The following is an 18,353-nucleotide window of genomic DNA, read 5'->3' as shown; positions in this document are numbered from 1 at the left end:
TCTCAAATGCAACATATGAGGCATCCGGCGGGAGGGCCATGATTATTTGAGGTATCCGGCGAACTCCTCCAGGGAGATCAGCCCGTCGCCGTCCAGGTCGATCCTGGCGATGGCGGCCTCGGCGGCCTCCGGGGTGATCGGCTGGCCGAGCACCTCCATCAGGCGCGTCATCTCGGTGGCCGAGATCAGGCCGTCGCCGTCGACGTCGATAATCTTGAAAGTCGTCGCGTAGTCGTCCGCCACGATTGCATCCGCCTTCCGGTAGCGGGGAAATCAGACGCCAAGCACATTAGCGGGATGTCGCCGCCGCGCGGACAGCCCCTTCGTCATCCGTTCGAACCGCCACGTCCGCCGTCCGCCGTTCCCGTGAACGGTCCCGTCCGCCGTCCGCACGAACGACGGACGGGACCGTCCGTTCAGACCACCGCGCCCGATCCCTGGCGGGTCCGGGGCGCGGGTCCGCTCCGGGGTCGCGGCGGCGGCATCGAGCTACGCCGTTCGAACGTGATCGACAGCGGCGCCGCGACCAGCGCCGAGGACAGCGTGCCGACGACGATGCCGATCAGCAGCGCCACCGCGAAGTCGGTCAGCGAATCGCCGCCGAGGACGGCCAGGGCGGTCAGGATGAACAGCGCGCCCAGGCCCGTGTTCACCGTGCGCGGCACGGTCTGCAGGATCGCGTCGTCGATCATCTCCGCGAACGGCCTCCCGGGCCGCAGGGCCCACAGCTCGCGGACGCGGTCGAAGACCACGACCTTGTCGTTGACGGAGTAACCGACCACGGTGAGCATCGCCGCCAGGAACACCCCGTCCACCGGCTTGCCCAGCCACGCGAACGCGCCGACCACGATCGCGGCGTCCGTGACCAGGGCCAGCACCGCCGCAAGCCCGAACGTCCAGCGGAACCGGAAAGCCAGGTAGGCGAGCTGCGCGGCGAGCGCGACGCCCAGCGCGATCAGCGCGTTGCGGCGCAGCTCGTCGCCCAGGCTCGGGCCGATGAGCTCGTCGCGCACCTTGGTCACCTGCCCGGCCCCGCTCTCCAGCGCCGCCTCGATCCGCGTCAGATCATCGGCGCTGAGCCGCCCGGCCCGGATGGAGATGTCCGCGCCGGAAGACTGCACCACCGCGTTCGGCAACCCGGCCTCGACGACCAAATCGCGGGCGGCGTCGGCGGCGATCGGGGCGCCGGTGGAGTACTCCACCAGCCGACCACCGGTGAACTCCACCCCGAAGTCGACTCCCCGCACCGCCGCCCCGGCCACGGCGCCGGCCAGCAGCACGCACGTGACCACGAGATAGGCCACACGGTGACGCATCAGGCCGGGCCTGCGCGTGTTCAGCCAGGTCCGGACCCGCCCGATGTCGGACAGGCCGGTCAGCCGTGGCCGCCGGGCCACCGACTGCCTCGTCACCGCCCACTCGGCCAGGACCCGGGTGACGACCATGGCGGTGACCAACGAGGCGACCACGCCGATGCTCAGCGTGACGCCGAAGCCGCGCACCGGCCCGGAGGCCAGGAAGAACAGCAGCCCCGCGGCCAGCAGCGTGGTGATGTTGGAGTCGGCCACCGCGCTCCAGGCGTTGCGGAAACCCTTCTCCAGTGCGGGCCGGAGCTTCGGTCCGGCGGCGTACTCCTCCCTGGCCCGTTCGAAGACCAGCACGTTGGCGTCCACCGCCATGCCGATCGCCAGCACGAATCCCGCCAGTCCCGGCAGGGTGAGCGTGGCGCCGAGCGCGACCAGCGCCGCGTAGGAGACGAGCCCGTAACAGGCCAGGGCGACGGCGGCCAGGAGTCCCATCAGCCGGTAGGTCACCACGATGAACAGCGCGGTGAGCAGCACGCCGATGACGGCCGCCTCGGCACTGGCCGCGATCGCCGCCGCGCCGAGCGTCGGGCCGACGATCCGCTGCTCGACGATCTCGACGGGCACCGGCAGCGAGCCGCCCTTGATCAGGACGGCCAGGTCTTCCGCCTCCTCGGCGGTGAAGGAACCGGTGATCTCGGTGGAGTCGCCCGGCATGCCCACGTCGCAGGCCACGCCCTCGTTCACCTGGGGCGAGACGATGACCTTGTCGTCGAGCACGATGGCGACGCGCCGCTTCGGGTCGCCCGCCGGGTTGCACGCCGCCTCGCCGGTCAGCTTCGCCCACGCCTGACGGCCCTCCTCGCGCAGGTCGACGGTGACGAACCAGCCGCCGCCTCGCTGGGGGTCGGTCCCGGCACGGGCGTCGCCCACACCGTCTCCGGTGAGCCGGGCCGGGCCGATGAGCAGCTTCACGCCGTCCTCGTCGGCGATGATCCGCTCGTCTTTGCCGGCACGGGTCGCCGGATCGGCCAGGGCGAGGACGGGGTGGAAGGTGAGCTGGGCGGTCTTGCCGATGACCTCGGCGGCCTCGGCCGGGTCCTGCACGCCGGGCAGTTCCACGATGATGCGCCGCTCACCCGAGCGGGCCAGCGGCGCGTCCGCCACGCCCAGGGCGTCGGCCCGGCGGCGGAGCACCTCCAGGGCGCGGTCGGTGGCCGCGGCGTCGGCCTTGACGGTCGGAGAGTCCTTGGTCTCCAGGACGATCTGGGTGCCGCCGCGCAGGTCGAGACCGAGGCGCGGGGTCATGGTCAGGGCGATGAGAAGGGACAGGGCGATGACGGCGAACGCCGTCACCGCGCGCACCACAGGGGCACGCGACATGGGGGCCTCCACAGGCAGGGAAAGGTTTGCGGTACGGCGAAGCACCCGCAGCGGCTCTGGGCCCGGCTGCGAGGTGTTTCAGACGCCTGTGGAGGGCGGCGCCCGGCTGGGGTGGAGGAGGGGAGCCGCCGGCGGGCGCGGATCGTCGTCCCGGGCCCGGTGCGAGCCGAGGCCGGGGTCGAGGGACGGCAGAGGGGCGTCCGGCGGGCGGGCCGCGACCGGGTGGCCGCCGCCGGCTCCGGCGCCGAGGAGGCCCGCGGTGACGGCGTGCTGCTCCCGGCCGGGGTGAACCTGACGGGACAGGGGCCGGTGCTCTCCGGCGGCCGTGGCGACCGCGGGGTGCCCCAGGAGGGCGGTGACGCCGCCCCCGCTCAGGCCTCCGGAGACGAGCAGGGGGAAAAGGAGGGCGAGCAGCCAGCCGAGGGGCGCACCGCGCCGCAGCTGCCGCATGATCTCCTCCTGGCCGTCGGTCCCACCGTAGCCCTTCACCCGCGAACACGGGCAGGTGTCCCTTCCCCCGATAAACCGCTCATGTGGGGGTAGTCCCAATCCCATGCGACTGACCTACACAGCTGATCTGTGGTGGAAGAACGCGGTGGTCTACTGCCTGGACGTCGAGACCTACAAGGACGGCAACGGCGACGGCATCGGTGACTTCCGCGGCCTGACCCAGCAGATCGACCACCTGGACCGACTCGGGGTGACCTGCATCTGGCTGATGCCGTTCTTCCCGACCCCCAACCGCGACGACGGTTACGACATCACCGACTTCTACTCGGTGGATCCCCGGCTGGGCACGCTCGGCGACTTCGTGGAGTTCATGCGCACCGCCAGGGACCGGGGCATCCGGGTGATCGCGGACCTGGTGGTCAACCACACCTCCGACGAGCACCCCTGGTTCAAGGAGGCGCGCTCCAGCCGGGACTCCGCCAAGCGGGACTGGTACATCTGGCAGGACGATCCGGATCCGGTCGATCCCAAGGCCATCGTCTTCCCCGACAAGGAGGACAGCATCTGGGAGCTGGACGAGAAGACCGGCCAGTACTACCTCCACAGCTTCTACCGGTTCCAGCCCGACCTGAACGTGGCCAACCCGGAGGTCCGCGACGAGATCGCGCGCATCCTCGGCTTCTGGATGGAGCTGGGGCTGTCCGGCTTCCGGGTGGACGCGGTGCCGTTCCTGATCGAGGGCGTCGGCCCCGATCCGCACGAGTTCCTCGCCGACCTGCGTGCCTTCATGAACCGCCGCGACGGCGGCGCCATCCTGCTGGGCGAGGTCAACCTGCCCTACCCGGACCTGATGAAGTATTTCGGCAACGGTAACGGCGACCAGGTCACCATGTGCTTCGACTTCATCGGCATGCAGCGCTTCCACCTGTCGATGGCCCGCCAGAACCCGCGGGTCCTCGCCGAGGCGCTGCGCGAGCGGCCCGCTCCGCCCGACGACTCCCACTGGGCGACCTTCATCCGCAACCACGACGAGCTGACCCTGGACAAGCTCACCGACGCCGAACGCCAGGAGGTCTTCGACGCCTTCGGCCCGGAAAAGGACATGCAGGTCTTCGGCCGGGGTCTGCGCCGCCGCCTGCCTCCGATGCTCGGCGGCGACCTGCGGCGACTCAAGCTGGCCTACAGCGTCCTGTTCTCCCTGCCGGGCACGCCGGTGCTCTTCTACGGCGAGGAGATCGGCCTCGGTGAGAACCCCGAGGCCGAGGGCCGGATGGCGGTGCGGATCCCGATGCAGTGGTCCGGCTCCGGAGGTTTCTCACCCGACCCCAAGACGCCCGTCCTGCCTCCCGACGGTGAGTACGGTCCGCGCAACGTCAACGTGGAGGACCAGCGCCGCGATCCCGGCTCGCTGCTCAAATGGGTCGCGATGCTGGTCGAGCGCTACCGGGAGTCGCCGGAGCTGGCCTGGGGACGCTACGAGGTGCTGGACGCCGGAGACGAGGCCGTGCTGGCCCACCGGGCCGACGCCGAGGGCGGCACCGTGATCGCCGTCCATAACTTCGCCGACCGCGAGGCGCGGGCGGAGCTGGTGCTGAAGGACCTCGGCCACTGCGACGTGCTGACCGACCTGCTGGTGGACGGCACTCTCGACCTGCCTACGGACGGCCGGGTGGAGTTCGTCCTGGAGCCGTACGGCACGCGCTGGCTGCGCGCCACCGTTCCCGACGCGCCCCTGGAGGACAGCTCGGCCAAGAGCAACTGACGTCCATCCCCGCCTGGCCGTGCGAGCACGTCGCCGGCCTCGTCGCGAGAGCGGGTGGTCACGGCCGGTGGGGACGGTCGTGGCGCGGATCCCGCCGGGTCTTGAGCCTGTCCAGCCGGTGGATCAGGTCGTCGCGGACCTCGGTCAGCGCGGCGGGCAGTTCGGGCTCGGCCGAGGTGGCCACCAGGGGGTCGACCCGGGCGAGCCGGCATTCGAGGGTCACCTTCTGTTCCGCCCGGCCGCGGTTCTTGACGCTCAGACGCAGCTCCACCGAGTCGGGGGGAAACGAGCGCAGCCGTTTCCCCAGGGCGGTGAACCGCTCGACGATCTCCGCGCGCTCGTTCTCGGTGAAGCCGGTGCCGAGGACGAGCCGCTCGCCGAGGACGTCCGTCTGATCGTCATCCGTGTTGTCCGCCATCGCCCGCATCCCATCTTGTAGTTATATAACTACAATAAGTAACAGAAGTGGGGCGGTTGGCATCACCCAGGGGGCGTTGGCTAGCTTCCAGGGCATGTTGCACGGTCGGAAGAAGGAACTGGCGGAGATCGACCGCCTCCTCGCGGATGCGAGGGCGGGACTCAGTTCGGCGTTGATCATGCGGGCCGAGCCGGGCTGGGGGAAGACGGCTCTGCTCGGCCACGCGGAGCAGGCCGCGGACGGGTTTCTGATCATGCGCGGCGTCGGCGTCGAAACCGAGACGGAGCTGCCCTTCGCCGCCCTGCAGATGCTGCTGCGACCTGCCCTCGACCGTCTCGGCGAGCTTCCCGGGCCGCAGGCGGCCGCGCTCCGGGGCGCGTTCGGCCTGGCACCCGCCACCGGGGCCGACAGGTTCCTCATCGGGCTGGCCACGCTCACCCTCCTGGCGGAGCTGGCCGAGGACAGGCCGGTGCTGTGCCTGATCGACGACGCCCAGTGGCTGGACGGCCCCTCGTCCGAGGCGTTGCTGTTCGCGGCGCGGCGGCTGCACGCGGAGGGGATCGTGATGCTGTTCGCGGCGCACGAGGACTTCACCGCCCCGACGTTGCCCACGATGCGGCTCGGCGGGCTGGATCGCGCCGCCGCCACGGCGATGCTCGCGGAGCGGGCCCCGGATCTGCCGTCGCACGTGCGGGATCGGATCCTGGCCGAGTCGGAGGGCAACCCACTGGCGCTGACCGAGCTGCCGGGTGCGGACATCGGCGCACTGCCGATCGTGCCGCTCCCGCTGCCACACCGGCTGCGGGAGACCTACCGGCGCAGGATCGACGAGCTGCCCGCGCGGGCGCGGACGTTCCTGCTGGTGGCCGCCGCCGAGGAGCGCTCCGACCTCACCGCCGTCCTGCGGGCCCTGCGAATCCTGGGCGTCGCCGAGGACGCGCTGGAGCAGGCCGAGCGTGCCGGGATCGTCGCGGTCCGCGAGCGCTCGGTGGTCTTCGGCTACCCGCTGATGCGCGCCGCCGCCTACCAGGCGGGGTCCTTCGCCGAGCGGGCCGCCGTCCACCGTGCTCTCGCCGAGGTCTTCACCGACGACCCCGATCGGCGAGCCTGGCACCTCGCCGCCGCGGCGACCGGCCCGGACGAGGAGGTCGCCGCGGGGCTGGAGTCGGCGGCCGAACGGGCCGGACAGCGGACCGGATACGCCGCCGCGGCGACCGCGCTCGAACTCGCCGCGCGGCTCACCCCGGCGCGGGAGCGGCGGGCCGGCCGTCTTCTCCGGGCGGCGGAGACGGCGTTCGGCGCGGGGCAGCCCACCCGGGCGACCGCCCTGGCCGACCAGGCCGCCGAACTGATCGAAGATCCGGCGCAACTCGCCCGGCTGGCCGTGCTGCGAGCCGGGATCGAATACGAACACGGCTCCCTGCGCGCGGTCCACGAGATCCTCACGGCGGCGGCGCAGACGGTGCCCGACCCCGTCACCGCCGCGGCGCTGCTGCTGGACGCCGCCAGGGCGGCCTGGGCGGTGGGCGATCCCGGCCGATTGGAGCTGGTGCACGGCAGGCTGCGCGCGTTGCCGCTGCCGCCGGAGGACGCCACCGTCGCCTCGGTCGGCGCCATGATCGAGTTGGTCGCCGGGGATCCGGTCATCGGCCTGTCCGGGCTGCGTGGCCACCTGGCCCGGATGCCGGGCCGCACGGGCGGCAAGGGTCCCGCTCCCGCCACCACCCTCGCCCTCCTGTCCGGGGACTTCGAAACGGTGCGGGAAGCCATGCTCACGCTTGTCGCCGAGTGCCGCGCGCAGGGCATGATCGGCTGGTTGCCGCCCGCCCTCGGCGCCCTCGCCGAGGCGGAGATCCATCTGGGCCGTTTCCGCGACGCGGCCGTGTCCGCGGAGGAGGCCCTGCGCATCGCCGAGGACATCGGCCGCTCGCACCGCACCGCCCATCTGTACGGCGTCCTGGCGTTCGTCGCGGCCATCGGTGGCGAGGCGGAACGGTGCCGGGACCTCGCCGAGCGCAACCTGCGCCACTTCGCCTTGGACTACAACGCCTCGGGTGCCGCCTGGGGCGAATGGGCCCTGGCCGTGCTGGACCTGGGCTCCGGCCACCCGGAGACGGCGCTCGACCGCTTGGAGGCCGCCGCCGACGGGCCGATCGGACACCAGAACCACGCCGACCACTTCGCGCCCGACCAGATCGAGGCCGCGATACGGCTGGGTGCTCCCGAACGGGCCACCGTGCCGCTCCTGCGGTTCGAGCGGTGGGCCGCCGCGGTCGACGCCCCCTGGGCGCAGGCCGTCCTGCATCGCTGCCGCGCTTTGCTGGCCGACGACCCCGAACCCTGCTTCATGCGGGCCGTACACCTTCACGCGACGGGCGGGCGGCCGTTCGACTCGGCCAGGACCCGGCTCCTCTACGGCGAGTGGCTGCGTCGCCTGCGTCGCAAATCCGAGGCCCGCACCCACCTGCGGGCCGCGCTGGAACTCTTCGAACGGGTCGGCGCGACCCCCTGGGCGGACCACGCCCGCGCGGAGCTGCGGGCCGCCGGGGAGGCGGTCGCCCAGGTCGGCCCCGACGCGGCGGCGCTGCTCAGCCCGCAGGAGCTCCAGGTCGTACGGCTGGCCGCCGCGGGCGCCACCAACCGGGAGATCGCCGCACAGCTTTTCCTCAGTCCCAAGACCGTCGGTCACCATCTCTACCGCGCCTTTCCCAAGCTGAGGGTCTCCACCCGGGTCGAACTGGCCAGGCTCGCCCTGTGAGGAGCGGGCACGCGGGGATCGAACTGGCCAGGCGCGCTCTGTGAGGGGCGGGCACGCGGGGAGGGGGCGGTCGCCGAACGACCGCCCCCTCCCCGCTGCTCCCCGGCCCGTCCCGCCGCTCACACGATGTCGCGGCGCCGGTAGGCGAGCAGGCCCGCCCCGCAGAGCAGGGCTGCGACCGCGGTGAGCGCCACGATCGGGGTGGCGGCGAACTCACCGCCGGACAGGATCTTCGGCAGGTGGTGGAAGGGCACCGCGGTGTTCGCGATCCAGTAGTCCATGCCGAGGATCGGGCCGAGCACCTCACCGAAGAGGTTGACGAACAGGAAGGCGCCCCAGGAGATCGCGGCGGCGAGCCTCGGCAGGAGCCCGAAGGCCAGCACCGCGACCCCGCCGACCGTCCACACGGCCGGGACCTGGACGAGCGTGGCGCCGAGCACCCTGACGGTGTCGCCCGTGGCCAGCCCCATGGTGAGCCCCGCGGCGGCCAGCACGGCCACCGGGCCCAGGGCGGCGAAGACCAGGTGGCTCGCGGCCAGCCGGAGACGGCCGACCGGGGTGGCCAGCAGCATCTCCGTGTGCCCGGTGCTCTCCTCGCCGCGCAGCCGCAGCGTCGCCAGGGCGGGATAGAGGGCGGCGGTGTAGCCGAGACTGAGCGCGATCAGCCAGAGGTAGGCGTCGGTGAGGCTGGACCCCTCCGGGCCGGCGTAGCGGCGGAAGAACTCCTGGATCGAGGCGCCCTCACCGGCCACCTCGGGGATCGTGGCGGCCAGGCCGCCGAAGAACACACCCATCACCGCGAAGCCGGTCGTCCAGCCGAGCAGCAGGCCACGCTGGAGCCGCCAGGCGAGGGCGAGCGGGCTGCGCAGGCCGGGGGCGGCGGTGGCCGGGCCGGGGCGCTGGGGGATCAGGCCGGTGCCCAGATCCCTGCGGGCGGCCAGCCGGTAGGCCACGGCGATCGTGAGGAGGGCGACCGACAGGCCCAGGGCGAGCGGTGTCCACCGCTCGTCCGCGTAGGGGCGGATGAGGTGGCTCCAGCCCTGCGGGGACAGCCATTTGATCCACTCCTGGCCGGAGCCGTCCGCGACGAACCGCAGCACGTAGCTCACGGCCAGGACCCCGCTCGCCAGGGCGGTCGCGGTACGCGCCCGCTCGGTGAGCTGGGTCGTCACCGCCGCGACCCCGGCGAAGATCAGCCCGGGTACGGTCATCCCGATGCCGAGCGCCAGCGACCCGGTCGCGTCCAGTCCGGCGCCCGTCATGCCGAGTGCGATGACCAGGCCGGTGAGGAGGCTCGCGGCACAGGTCACCACCAGGCTCGCGGTCAGTGCCGCGAAGCGGCCGACCACGGCGGAGCCGACCAGCTCGGCCCGCCCCGACTCCTCCTCGGCGCGGGTGTGCCGCACGACCGTCAGCACGGCCATGAGCCCGATCAGCGTGTAGACGATGTCGGCGATCTTCCAGACGGTCATGCCGCCGAGCGTGGGGCTGTAGATCTCGCCGCCGAAGGCGATCAGCGCCCGGTTGCCGCCCATCTCGGCGGCGAAGTCCGCGATGGCCTGTGTGGTGGGGAAGGTCTGGGCGTATCGCTTGACCTGTCCCACGGTCATCACGACGAGCAGGGCGATCCACAGCGGGGTCATGACGCGTTCGCGCCGCAGGGCCAGCCGGATCAGGGCACCGGTTCCGATCAGGGAGTTCATCGGACGACCTCGGCCTTCGTGTCGCTCTCGTAATGCCGCATGAACAGCTCCTCCAGCGTCGGCGGCTGGCACGTGAGGTTCCGCACGCCCGCGGCGGTGAGCGCGCGCAGCACGTCGTTGAGCTCATCGGCGTCCACCTGGCAGCGGACGAGGTTGCCGTCGGTCTCCAGGCCGGGGATCGCCGGTGGCGGGCCGGCCAGCTCGGCGGTGATCGAGATCCGGGTGAGATGCCGCAGGTCGGCGAGGGTGCCGGACTCGACGTTACGGCCGGCCCTGATGATGCTCACCCGGTCGCAGAGGGTCTCGACCTCCGACAGGATGTGGCTGGACAGCAGCACGGTCCTGCCCTTGGCCTTCTCCTCGGCGACGCAGCTTCGGAAGACGGCCTCCATCAGCGGGTCCAGGCCCGAGGTCGGCTCGTCCAGGATCAGCAGTTCGGCGTCCGAGGCGAACGCCGCGACCAGCGCCACCTTCTGCCGGTTGCCCTTGGAGTAGGCGCGTGCCTTCTTGCGGGGGTCCAGCTCGAACCGGTCGAGCAGCTCCGCCCTGCGCCCGGCGTTCAGGCCGCCGCGGAGCCTGCCGAGCAGGTCGATCACCTCGCCGCCGGTCAGCTGGGGCCAGAGCGCCACATCACCGGGGACGTAGGCGAGCCTGCGGTGCAGTCCGGTGTCGGCGGGGTCGCCGCCGAGCAGCCGGACCGTGCCGCCGTCGGCGCGCATCAGACCGAGTAGGACACGGATCGTGGTGGACTTTCCAGCTCCGTTGGGACCGAGGAAGCCGTGCACCTCGCCGGTTCTGACGGTGAGGTCCAGGCCGTCCAGGGCACGGGTCCGGCCGAAGGTCTTGACCAGGCCGGACACCGCGATGACGTGCTCCATGGGGGAACTCCTGCGTTCTGTGAGGGTCGTTCCTCACAGGTCACGACGCTAGGGATCCCGTGGCCGGCGCGGTATCGGGCGAATGCCCCAATCGGTGGCGCCCGGCCCACGTGCGGGACTGCCTCTCAGTGCACATATGCTTCGCATGGCCAAATTTATGGATTTAGCGTGACTTAAAGGGAGAAATTGACCGTGTACAAGGAGTTCGCAGTCGAGGCCGTGGTGTGGCTGATCCCCGTCGTCGTGCTGCTCGGCCTGGCCTTCATGATCACTGCTACCTGATCCGGACGCGGCCGAAGGCCCACCAGAGCCACCCCTGCGACGCCACCAGCACGGGAGTGATCACCAGCAGTGACGGAGTGAGCAGGGCGAGGGTCGCCGGGTCGGCCAGGTTCTCCGCCAGTGGCAGGCGGGACCCGGCCAGCAGGCAGGCCAGTGCCATCCCGCCCGAGGTCAGGGCGTAGATCGTGCGCTCGCCCGAGGCTCCGGCGAACCGCCGTGCCCGCTCCCTCGGGCCGCCGTACAGCCGCAGAGCGGCCAGGGCCAGCCCGTGGGCGCAGAACAAGGCGACGACCGCGGGCACGACGATCGCCGCGCCGAGAGCGGTGACGCCCTCCCGGCCTGTCCCGGCGAGGACGAAACCCCAGCTCAGCACCACCGTCCAGCTTCCCCCGACCACGGCGCCGTCACACCCGGCCCGCCACGCGGCCCGTTCCACCCGGCCCCGCAGCCAGATGCCCGCGTCCCGGCTCACCCAGCCGAGCAGCAGCGTCACGAACGGCACGTACAACCCGCCCAGCAGTTCCCCCTCCAGGATGGGGAAGGCCCCGGCGAGGACCCCGGCCGCCGCGACCAGCCACACCTCGTTGGACAGGAAGAACGGGGTGATCGAGGCGAGCACCCGCCCGCGCTCTTCGCCGGAGCGGCCGAGGTACGGCAGAAGCATGCCGATCCCCAGATCCGCGCCCGCCAGCACGAAGTAGCCGACGGCGAAGAACGCCAGAAACGCGATTTCCACGGAAGTCCTCTCAGAAGGCCAGGACGGGCAGCGGCTCGGCGGCGAGGGCGGTGCCGGGGGCGGCCTCCTCGGGGCCCCGGCGGGCGCTGCGGGCGAGCATCCAGGTGTTGACGGCGATCAGCAGGCCGAACAGCGAGGCGAAGGCGACCAGCGAGAACCGGAGCGCACCGGGTGACAGGTCGCCCAGCGCGTCCCGCGTGGTCAGCAGGCCGTACACCACCCAGGGCTGGCGGCCCGCCTCCCGAAACAGCCAGCCGGCGAGCATGGCGGCGAACGGTAGCGGGATCGCCGCGGTCAGCAGCAGGTGCCAGATCCGCAGCCGTCGGACCGTCCAGGGGAACAGCGCCAGCAGGGTGCTCAACCCCGAGACGAGCAGCATCACCGCGAAGGCGATCATCATGGCGGTGGCGCCGATCTGCACCGGCGCGGCGGACGGGATGTAGTCGCCGGGCCCGTGCGCGGCGACCATCCCGGCCTGGAGCCGCGCGACCTCCTCCGTCCGGTGGGCGTAGACCGCCAGCTTCATCGGCTGCGCCGTGTCGAACTGCAGACCGCCGAACGTCGCGGTGACCATCAGCGCGGGCAGGGTGGTGAACACCCCGATCCGCAGTGACCGGCGGAAGAACTCCTGCTCCCCGGTGCGCCGGCGCAGGTGGTGGGCGCTCACTCCGGCCATGAAGAACCCGGCGACCACCAGTGCGCCGGACAGGATGTGCACGGCCGCGACGACCGCCGCCGGGTTGGTGAGCACCGCCGTCACGTCGGTGAGCCGGAGCACGCCGTCCACCACCTCGGCGCCGACCGGGTTCTGCAGGAAACCGTTGGAGACCATGATCCAGTAAGCGGAGGCGTAGGCGGTGAGGGTGACCACCCAGATCACCCCCAGGTGTGCCCACCGGTTCAGCCGGTCCCAGCCGAAGATCCACAATCCGAGGAACGTCGACTCGACGAAGAAGGCGGTGAGCGTCTCCATCGCCAGCGAGGCGCCGAACACGTTGCCCGCGAAGTGCGTCAGCCCGTTCCAGACCAGGCCGAGCTGGAACTCCATCACCAGGCCGGTGACGATCCCCATCGCGTAGTTGATCACGTAGAGCCGTCCCCAGAACCGCGTCATCCGCCGGTGCACGGCCGAGCCGGTCAGCGTGGCCCGGGTCTGCATGAGTGCCACCAGGGTCGCCAGGCCGAGGGTCAGGGCCACGAACAGGAAATGCGATCCGGCGGTGAGGGCGAACTGCAGGCGGGCGAGGTCGAGCGTCTCCATGCCCCGAGGTTCGCGGTACGGTCGCCGCCCGCGCGTCCCTCCCGGCGTGTATCCGCCGTACTCCAGAAGTCGCGCCCGCGCGCCCGCGCCGTACACCTCTTCGCGCCTGCTTGAGGATCACGACGTGCTTTCCGGCGGCCCTCCGCCGGTCCTGGACCGCCCTACCGCCGCCCCTCAAACCTGGTGGCGGAGCGTTTCGGTGGTGTGGGCGCCGGTCGGCACCGAGGCCGAGATGTAGGTGGAGGTGAAGGCGGTGGCCGGCCGGACCGAGATCTCACCCTGCGCTGAGGACACCTTGACAGCGGGCCCTGAGCTACCGATGATCGATGCGCTATACCGATTTATCTCCAGTCCCCGTCTGTCTTTCTGACAGGTGGTGAGCTGGACTTAACCGATATAGCAGCATGCCCCCCCGTGATGAGGAGTCGATCGATGAGTGCACCGCTGATGCGGAGAAGGACCCTGCTGTCGGTCCTGGCCGCGGCCACCGCCGGTGTCGCGCTGCCCACCACGGCGCACGCCGAGCGCCGCCCACGTGCGAAGACCGGACCGATCTCGGTCGTCTACGTCGAGGTCAACAACGAGAGCATGACGAACGCCGCGAAGTACACGCTCGCCAAGGGCGGTGCGCAGGTGTTCGACATCGCGGTCATCTTTGCGGCCAACATCAACTACGACGGCACGAACGCCTACCTGCACTTCAACGAGAACGTGCAGAACGTGCTCGACAACGTGGCGACCGAGATCCGCCCGCTGCAGCAGAAGGGCATCAAGGTCCTGCTGTCCGTCCTCGGCAACCACCAGGGCGCCGGCTTCGCGAACTTCCCGTCCCGGCAGGCCGCTGACGCGTTCGCCCAGGAGCTGGCCGACGCGGTGACGACGTACGGACTCGACGGCATCGACTTCGACGACGAGTACGTCGAGTACGGCAACAACGGCACCGGTCAGCCGAACGACTTCTCATTCGTCTACCTGGTCTCGGCCCTGCGCCAGAAGCTGCCGAACAAGCTCATCACGCTGTACGACATCGGCCCGGCCTCGGGCCGCCTGACCTACAACGGGGTGAGCATCGCCAACACCTTCGACTACGCCTGGAACCCGTACTACGGCACCTGGGCCGTGCCGAGCGGCCCGAGCTCCAAGTCCCGTCTCTCCCCGGCCGCGGTGTCGTTCAGCGCGACCAGTTCGTCCACCGCCGCGCGCCTGGCCCAGCGCACGGTCAACGAGGGGTACGGCGTCTTCCTCACCTACAACCTCACCGCGGCGAACACGGCCTCCTACATCTCGGCGTTCACCAACAAGCTCTACGGCAGCTCTGCCGTCTACAACGCCTAGGTGTACTGACCACAGAGGTCGAGTACGGGAGCGACACGGGCCCGATGTTCTTGGAATGAAGGAGGGTCTCCGTCGGCTCGGTGTGGATCGCGACACCTACACCGAGCCGACGGAGACCCTCATGCCTCACCGTAACGTCTCTTTGACCGAGACCGGCAGGCTGTGTCTCGCCCGGTGCGCCGTGGATGACGGGTGGCCGCTGCGGCGTGCCGCGGGACGGTACACCTAGTCCATCCACCCGGGGGTGACCACGCCCGCCTCGTAGGCGAGGACCACGAGCTGGGTCCGGTCCCGCGCGTGCAGCTTGGTCATGATCCGGCTCACGTGGGTCTTGGCGGTGGCCGGGCTCAACACCAGCCTGGCGGCGATCTCGTCGTTGGACAGCCCGCCGGCGACCAGCGTCAGTACCTCCCGCTCGCGCTCGGTCAGCCCGTTGAACTCCGGCCCCGGCTCGGGCCGCTTCACCCGCCCGGCGAACTCCGCGATCAGCCGCCGGGTGACCGACGGCGCGATCAGCGCGTCGCCCCTGGCCACCACCCTGACCCCGTGGATGAGCTCGGCCGGCTCGGTGTCCTTGACCAGGAACCCGCCGGCTCCTGCGCGCAGCGCGCCGTACACGTAGTCGTCGAGGTCGAAAGTGGTCAGGATGATCACCTTGGTGGCGGCCAGCCGACCGTCGGCGACGATCCGCCGCGTGGCCTCCAGCCCGTCCAGCTCGGGCATCCGGATGTCCATCAGCACCACGTCGGGGCCCAACTCGCCGGCGAGCCGTACGGCCCGCGCCCCGTCGGCCGCCTCCCCGACCACCTCGATGTCGTCCTCGCCCTCCAGGATCGACCGGAATCCGGCGCGGACCAGCGTCTGGTCGTCGGCGAGCAGCACGCGAATCATGAGGTTCCTCTCAGGGGAAGCCGGGCGCGGACGCGGAAGCCTCCGCCGGGGCGGGGCCCCGCCTCCAGGAATCCGCCCAGGGCGACGGCCCGCTCCCGCATGCCGATGATCCCGAACCCGGTCCCGGGTCCGGACGCCGGTCCCACCCCGGACGCCGGCCCGGCACCGGTTCCGGGTTTCGGGGTGCCGGACGGCGTGGCGTCGGGCTCTCCGGCCGTGTCGTCGGGCCCGTGGTCGTCGATCTGGAGGACGAGGTCGGCCTCGCCGTACCGGACGACGAGGTCGGCGGCGCCCGTGCCCGAGTGGCGGGTGACGTTGGTCAGCGCCTCCTGGATGATGCGCACGGCCGCGTGGTCCACCTCCGCGGGCAGGGCGCGGGCCTCGCCGAGGAGCTCGGTCCGCACGGTCAGCCCACTCCGGTCGGTCAGCTCCCGGATCCGGGTCAGGCTCGGCGCCGGGCCGGTGGGGGACTCCTCGTCCACCTGCCTCAGCACGCCCAGCGTGGCCCGAAGCTCGCGCAGGACCTCCTTGCTGGTCTCCTTGATGGTCGCCAGCGCCGCTTCGGCCTGCTCGGGCCGGTCCTGGATCCGGTGCAGCGCGGCCCCGGCCTGCACGTTGATCATCGAGATGTTGTGGCCGAGCGTGTCGTGCAGCTCCCGGGCGATCCGCAGCCGTTCCTCGACGGCCCTGCGCCGCGCCTCCTCCTCGCGGGTGCGCTCGGCCTCCTCCAGCCTTCGCCCGGCCTCGGCCAGGTAGGCGCGCCGGTTGCGTGACACCCCGCCCATCGCCAGGGTCGCGAGCACCCAGCCGCCCAGCAGCAGAAACTGGCTGTCGTCGAGATGCCGGATCGGGCTGCTCAGCTCGCTGAGGGTGATCGCCAGCAGGCTGACGACCGTGACGGTCGCCGCCGCGGCGAGATGGCCGAGGTCGGCGGCGGTGAACAGGGTGAGGAGCACCGGCAGGAAGACCAGGCCGTCCATGCGCGCCAGCGGGTAGTACAGCCCGGCCGCCGCCACGGCCAGGATCAGCGCCGGGACCGGGAGGCGGCGTCGGAGGGCGGCCCCGGCGCACGCCAGCGGCGGCATCGTGTAGTCCCAGACGTTGAGCGTCACCTCCGGCCGGAGCACGGCCATGGTGACGTTGCCGGCGAGCATTCCGATGATCACCACGGCGGTGACCAGGGTCTCCGCCGGAACGCGGCGCGATCTCGTCCCCGATGCTCCGCGAACCGCTTGCCGGGCGACGGCGGCGTGCCGCGCCTGATCTCCGTCCCGGCCCGCGAACGGGTCAGCGTTCGGCAAGGACGATCACCGAGTCCCCGGGGCCCAGGCGGAGCGGCTGCGACTTGTCGGGGTTGAGGACGACGCCGAAGTGCGGAGCCTCGTTCACCCGGTCCGCCAGGCGGTAGCCGATCGCGGTCTCACCCCGGCGGCGGGCCGACTCGATCACCGAGGCGAAGCTGATCGGGGCCCCGGCACGGACGTACTGGCCGGCCGGGCGGGGGTAGATCTCCGATCCGCGCGAGTCGAAGAGGTAGCCGAACACGTCGATCAGGTGCCGGTTCTCGGTGAGCTGGGCCAGCAGCAGCCCGATGACCGTGTCGCTGATCACGATGTCGTCGGCCCGGGTCACCTCGGCCAGGGCGCGGTTGTTCTCGTCGTGCATCTCGCTGACGATGGAGTAGCGCTCGCCGAGCGTGGTCTGCATGTCGCGGAGCTGGAGCAGGGTCATCAGCGTCCGGGTGTCGGCGTGCGTGGCGCTGTAGCGGTCGTCGGAGAGCACGATCACGTGCTGGTAGACGCCCAGCCCCAGGGCTTCCAGCGCGTAGCGGTCGGTGGTGTCGCACTCCTTGACGTTCACCGTCAGGTTGACCAGGCTCTCGGAGCCGATGGAGGCGCCGGGGTGGTCGGAGGCGATGTCCAGGACGGAGCCGGGGGCGGCGTAGCCGTCGAGGCAGTGGATGATCTGGTGGCCCCGGCCGTTCCAGTTGAGGACGAGGGTCCGCTCCGGCCCGATCCTGTCGGGCTCGGACGAGACGATCGACTCCTCCTGGGCCTTCGGCATGCCGTCGGCCAGATGGATCATCGAGTCGTCCTGGGCGATCACGATGATCTGGTCGTCCGCGGCGATCACGGTGTCCATCGATGGGTTCAGCAGCGTCCGGTCCTCGCGGCGCAGGCCGATGACCGTGGCGGTCTGGTAGGCCGGGAGTGCCTCGCCGTACGTCATACCGGCCAGCTCCGGGTCGGAGCGCATGTAGATCTCGCCGCCGGAGAAGTTGAGCAGGTCCATGCAGACCACGGACGTGCCCGACTGCCGCGACGACTGCACGATGAGCCGGGAGGCGGTGTCGTCGGAGTCGACCAGGTGGACGTCCGGGCCTCCGGCCAGGCGGGCGGCGGCCATGTTGGCGGTGCTCGCGATCGCCGCCACCACCGGCGGGTGGTCGCCGGAGCGTTTGACCAGGGCGAGCAGGGTCTTGATGACGTGCGCGTCGGGGTCGTCGCCCTGCGGGGACAGCACGACCACCGAGCGGGCCGCGTCGAGGTTCATCAGGTCGAGGTCCGCCGGCTCGGTGGGCCGGCCGGTGCGGCAGACCAGCTTGGTCCTGCCGGTCTCGCCCACGTGCTCGCGGATGTCGTCCTCCATGGCGAGCTTGTCCCGGTCGGCCAGGATCGAGATGACGGAGCCGTGCTGGCTGGCGTGCGCCTGGACCAGCTCGTCGATGATCGTGAAGATCTGGTCCGACCAGCCGAGGATCACGGTGTGCCTGGTCTCGAGGATCCGGGACCTGCCCTTGCGCAACTGCTCGAACTTGGTCTTGAGCCCGTTGGAGAGCACGCCGACCAGGGCGCTCACGATGAAGATCCCGCCCAGCGACGCGGTGAACATGAGCGCGATGAACAACGCGCTCCCGCTGTCGCTGGCGACCTTGCCGGGGCTCAGCGTGCGCATGAGCGACATCCACAGCATGCCCGGGAAGCCGTTGTTCTTGGCCGCCTCGACCGGCGTCAGCCACAGGCTCAACCCCGTGATCAGCAGGATCAGGCCGATGGAGATCAGAGCGAGCCAGCCGATCAGGGCCACCGCGCCTCGCGACATGGTGTTGTCGAACCAGTATCGCACCCGTTCCCGGAATGTCGCCCTGGACACCGGTACCTCCCCGTAGGTAAATGCCCGCCCAACAATCGC

Annotated in this window: 14 protein-coding genes and 1 pseudogene; 4 read left to right on the top strand and 11 right to left on the bottom strand. The window is 71.2% G+C overall.

The features are described 5' to 3' along the window. Window positions 1-42: 42 nt before the first annotated feature. The 3 genes from ACQPYK_RS45065 to ACQPYK_RS45055 form a co-directional block, all read right to left on the bottom strand. Window positions 43-243 (bottom strand): EF-hand domain-containing protein, encoded by a 201-nt coding sequence (locus ACQPYK_RS45065; protein ID WP_306863101.1) that lies wholly within the window; start codon window positions 241-243, stop codon window positions 43-45. A gap of 173 nt (window positions 244-416) precedes the next feature. Beyond that, window positions 417-2,687 carry a protein translocase subunit SecD gene (secD, locus tag ACQPYK_RS45060; RefSeq protein WP_433246341.1) on the bottom strand — a complete coding sequence of 757 codons (2,271 nt, stop codon included), beginning with the start codon at window positions 2,685-2,687 and terminating at the stop codon, window positions 417-419. A gap of 78 nt (window positions 2,688-2,765) precedes the next feature. Further along, window positions 2,766-3,137, bottom strand: a complete 372-nt coding sequence (locus tag ACQPYK_RS45055) for a hypothetical protein (RefSeq protein WP_433246338.1) — start codon at window positions 3,135-3,137, stop codon at window positions 2,766-2,768. Window positions 3,138-3,240: 103 nt separating this feature from the next. On the opposite strand from ACQPYK_RS45055, the gene ACQPYK_RS45050 reads away from it, so the two are divergent. Next, a complete protein-coding gene (locus ACQPYK_RS45050) occupies window positions 3,241-4,899 on the top strand; it encodes an alpha-amylase family protein (RefSeq protein ID WP_433246335.1) in 1,659 nt (552 codons plus the stop codon). 58 nt (window positions 4,900-4,957) lie between these two features. Here ACQPYK_RS45050 and ACQPYK_RS45045 read toward each other — a convergent pair whose 3' ends face one another. Beyond that, window positions 4,958-5,317 carry a hypothetical protein gene (locus tag ACQPYK_RS45045; protein WP_433246332.1) on the bottom strand — a complete coding sequence of 120 codons (360 nt, stop codon included), beginning with the start codon at window positions 5,315-5,317 and terminating at the stop codon, window positions 4,958-4,960. A 94-nt stretch (window positions 5,318-5,411) separates the two neighbouring features. Here ACQPYK_RS45045 and ACQPYK_RS45040 point away from each other — a divergent pair, with 94 nt between their 5' ends. Continuing rightward, on the top strand, window positions 5,412-8,075 hold the full coding sequence (locus tag ACQPYK_RS45040; RefSeq protein ID WP_433246329.1) for a LuxR C-terminal-related transcriptional regulator: 2,664 nt from the start codon (window positions 5,412-5,414) through the stop codon (window positions 8,073-8,075). A gap of 119 nt (window positions 8,076-8,194) precedes the next feature. On the opposite strand, the gene ACQPYK_RS45035 is transcribed toward ACQPYK_RS45040, so the two are convergent. From ACQPYK_RS45035 to ACQPYK_RS45020, 4 genes are all read right to left on the bottom strand, one after another. Beyond that, the gene (locus ACQPYK_RS45035) at window positions 8,195-9,778 is read right to left on the bottom strand and encodes an ABC transporter permease (RefSeq protein WP_433246326.1); all 1,584 of its coding nucleotides are present in this window, start codon (window positions 9,776-9,778) and stop codon (window positions 8,195-8,197) included. Further along, entirely contained in the window at window positions 9,775-10,656 is an 882-nt protein-coding gene (locus ACQPYK_RS45030) for an ABC transporter ATP-binding protein (protein ID WP_433246323.1), read from the bottom strand. Before ACQPYK_RS45030 ends, ACQPYK_RS45035 begins: the two co-directional genes overlap by 4 nt. Before the next feature lie 274 nt (window positions 10,657-10,930). Further along, window positions 10,931-11,674 carry a cytochrome d ubiquinol oxidase subunit II gene (locus ACQPYK_RS45025; protein ID WP_433246320.1) on the bottom strand — a complete coding sequence of 248 codons (744 nt, stop codon included), beginning with the start codon at window positions 11,672-11,674 and terminating at the stop codon, window positions 10,931-10,933. Between the two features lie 10 nt (window positions 11,675-11,684). Continuing rightward, window positions 11,685-12,935, bottom strand: a complete 1,251-nt coding sequence (locus ACQPYK_RS45020) for a cytochrome ubiquinol oxidase subunit I (protein WP_433246317.1) — start codon at window positions 12,933-12,935, stop codon at window positions 11,685-11,687. Between the two features lie 432 nt (window positions 12,936-13,367). On the opposite strand from ACQPYK_RS45020, the gene ACQPYK_RS45015 reads away from it, so the two are divergent. Both ACQPYK_RS45015 and ACQPYK_RS45010 read left to right on the top strand, forming a co-directional pair. After that, the gene (locus tag ACQPYK_RS45015; RefSeq protein WP_433246314.1) at window positions 13,368-14,270 is read left to right on the top strand and encodes an endo-beta-N-acetylglucosaminidase H; all 903 of its coding nucleotides are present in this window, start codon (window positions 13,368-13,370) and stop codon (window positions 14,268-14,270) included. 121 nt (window positions 14,271-14,391) lie between these two features. Then, a pseudogene (locus tag ACQPYK_RS45010) lies at window positions 14,392-14,493 on the top strand (IS481 family transposase); the annotation flags it as partial. Between the two features lie 2 nt (window positions 14,494-14,495). Here ACQPYK_RS45010 and ACQPYK_RS45005 read toward each other — a convergent pair. From ACQPYK_RS45005 to ACQPYK_RS44995, 3 genes are read right to left on the bottom strand one after another with little or no spacing between them, the layout of a single operon-like run. Further along, a complete protein-coding gene (locus ACQPYK_RS45005; protein ID WP_433246311.1) occupies window positions 14,496-15,161 on the bottom strand; it encodes a response regulator in 666 nt (221 codons plus the stop codon). Continuing rightward, window positions 15,158-16,462, bottom strand: coding sequence for a sensor histidine kinase (locus ACQPYK_RS45000; protein ID WP_433246308.1), 1,305 nt, complete (start codon window positions 16,460-16,462; stop codon window positions 15,158-15,160). The genes ACQPYK_RS45005 and ACQPYK_RS45000 overlap by 4 nt, the downstream gene beginning before the upstream one ends. Further along, on the bottom strand, window positions 16,449-18,314 hold the full coding sequence (locus ACQPYK_RS44995) for a CASTOR/POLLUX-related putative ion channel (protein WP_433246305.1): 1,866 nt from the start codon (window positions 18,312-18,314) through the stop codon (window positions 16,449-16,451). Before ACQPYK_RS44995 ends, ACQPYK_RS45000 begins: the two co-directional genes overlap by 14 nt. Window positions 18,315-18,353 lie beyond the last annotated feature (39 nt).

This window comes from Streptosporangium sp. CA-135522 (genome assembly GCF_050949235.1).
GTDB lineage: Bacteria > Actinomycetota > Actinomycetes > Streptosporangiales > Streptosporangiaceae > Streptosporangium.
Note: the sequence above shows the minus strand (reverse complement) of the source record. Positions and strands in the feature narration are given on the sequence as shown.